General features: G+C 47.4%; 1 protein-coding gene. It reads left to right on the top strand.

Annotation, left to right across the window (positions count from 1 at the left end):
* The first annotated feature begins 439 nt into the window (after positions 1–439).
* Complete coding sequence (gene ltrA / locus GPK58_RS12660) at positions 440–1,831, top strand: group II intron reverse transcriptase/maturase (RefSeq protein ID WP_215638755.1); 1,392 nt, start codon at positions 440–442, stop codon at positions 1,829–1,831.
* The last annotated feature ends 71 nt before the right edge of the window (positions 1,832–1,902 follow it).

Below are 1,902 nucleotides of genomic sequence, written 5' to 3'. Positions count from 1 at the left end.
TGTGTGCGCCCGGCGGCGCACGTTTCTAACGGGTGCAAGTCCCGAATCCGCCTGGTAGTGGGAAGGATATAGCCGAAGGCAAGGGTGTCCATCGTGAGGTGGAATCTGAAGGAAGCCGGATGTGGGAATAAACTAACCACGGGCAAATCTCTGGTCTGACGAACAGAAATCACATATAAGGTTTTGCATGAGGGTAAGGCTGCACAACAAGTCAAAGCCCAATAACTACACGGAATCATGCGGAATAGATGTGGCAGATAGATGGAGAGAAAGAAGCGTGTGATACCCGGGGAGGTCTGCGCGACATGCCTCGAAAGAGGTAACCACTGCCAAAAGCAGTGCTGAACGCACAGAAGTCAGCAGAGGTCATAGTAGCCGAGAGGTGAAGGACTGAATCAATAGGAGTCTCAAGTATGACCCGGAAAGGAGAAATGAGCAGATGGATGCAGAAAACAAGGAAAGCTGCTTGCAGAGAGATAGCGCGGAACGTAAAGGGTATGTAAGAGCGCACCGCTCATTCAACCGGATATGGAAAGAAAGGGACAGTGCAGAGCCGGATATCTTAGGTAAGATACTGAATAAGGACAACCTAAACAGAGCTTACAAAGGAGTGAAGGCAAACAAGGGAGCGCCGGGAGTAGATGGGATGACCATTGAAGAGGCGTTCCAGTGGATAAAGGAACATAACCACGAACTGACAGAACAGATTCGAAAGGGGCATTATACCCCATCGCCTGTGAGACGAGTGGAAATTCCCAAATCAGACGGAGGAGTACGAAAACTTGGTATTCCGACTGTCATAGACCGTATCATCCAACAGGCAATGTCACAACAGCTGATACCGATTTATGAGCCAAAGTTTTCGGATGGAAGTTTCGGATATCGTCCGGGACGGAGTGCGAAAGACGCAGTTCAGAGGATAGAGGAGTATGCAGAACAGGGATATACAAAAGCAGTAGTCCTAGACCTGTCAAAGTATTTCGATACACTGAACCATGAGTTACTTGTAAATATCCTGCGCAGAGATGTAAAGGATGAACGTGTAATACAGATGATAAAGAGGTATCTTAGAAGTGGAGTGATGGAAAACGGTGTAGTCGTTAAGACGGAAGAAGGATCACCACAGGGAGGAAATCTCTCCCCACTGTTAGCCAATGTATATCTTAACGAGTTTGACCAGGAGTTCAACAAAAGAGGAGTACCGTGCATTCGCTATGCAGATGATATCGTATTGCTAGCGAAGAGCGAACGTGCATCCGAACGGTTGTTGGAAAGCAGTACGAAATATCTGGAAGGGATACTGAAACTAAAGGTGAACCGAGAGAAAAGTCGTACGGTCAGTGTGTTTGCAATAAGAAATTTTAAGTACCTTGGCTTCTGTTTCGGGAAGAGCGGAAAAGGAATCTATGTCCGTGTCCATGGAAAGTCATGGAAGAAAGCCAAGGAGAAGCTGAGAAAGCTCACTTCCCGGAGCAGGTGCGGAAGTATAGTAAAGACCATGGAACGTATAAAAGAATATATGCGAGGATGGCTGAACTATTACAGTATGGCAGACATGAAAAACAACGTCGAAAGGCTGAACAGGTGGTTGTATCGAAGGATACGAATGTGTATCTGGAAACAGTGGAAACTGCCAAAGACACGAAAACGGAAGCTGATGGGGTTGGGAATGCCAGAATGGGCAGCCTGTGAAGGAGCCTACAGCCGAAAAGCTTATTGGAGAATGGCAAATGCAGGAGTGGTCAAACGAGCACTAACAAAAGAAAGACTGATAAACTGGGGCTTTTATGATTTAGCCACAGCCTATCAGTCCATGCACGTCAACTATTGAAACCGCCGTGTACCGAGCGGTATGCACGGTGGTGTGAGAGGACGGCGGTTAGTCACCGCCTCCTACTCGAT

The sequence above is a fragment of the Blautia sp. MCC270 genome (genome assembly GCF_018785605.1).
Lineage (GTDB): Bacteria > Bacillota > Clostridia > Lachnospirales > Lachnospiraceae > Blautia_A > Blautia_A fusiformis.
Note: the sequence above shows the minus strand (reverse complement) of the source record. Positions and strands in the feature narration are given on the sequence as shown.

Coding starts and splice junctions, on each gene's coding strand:
- ltrA (WP_215638755.1), top strand. CDS start 440: ATGGATGCAGAAAACAAGGAAAGCTGCTTGCAGAGAGATAGCGCGGAA.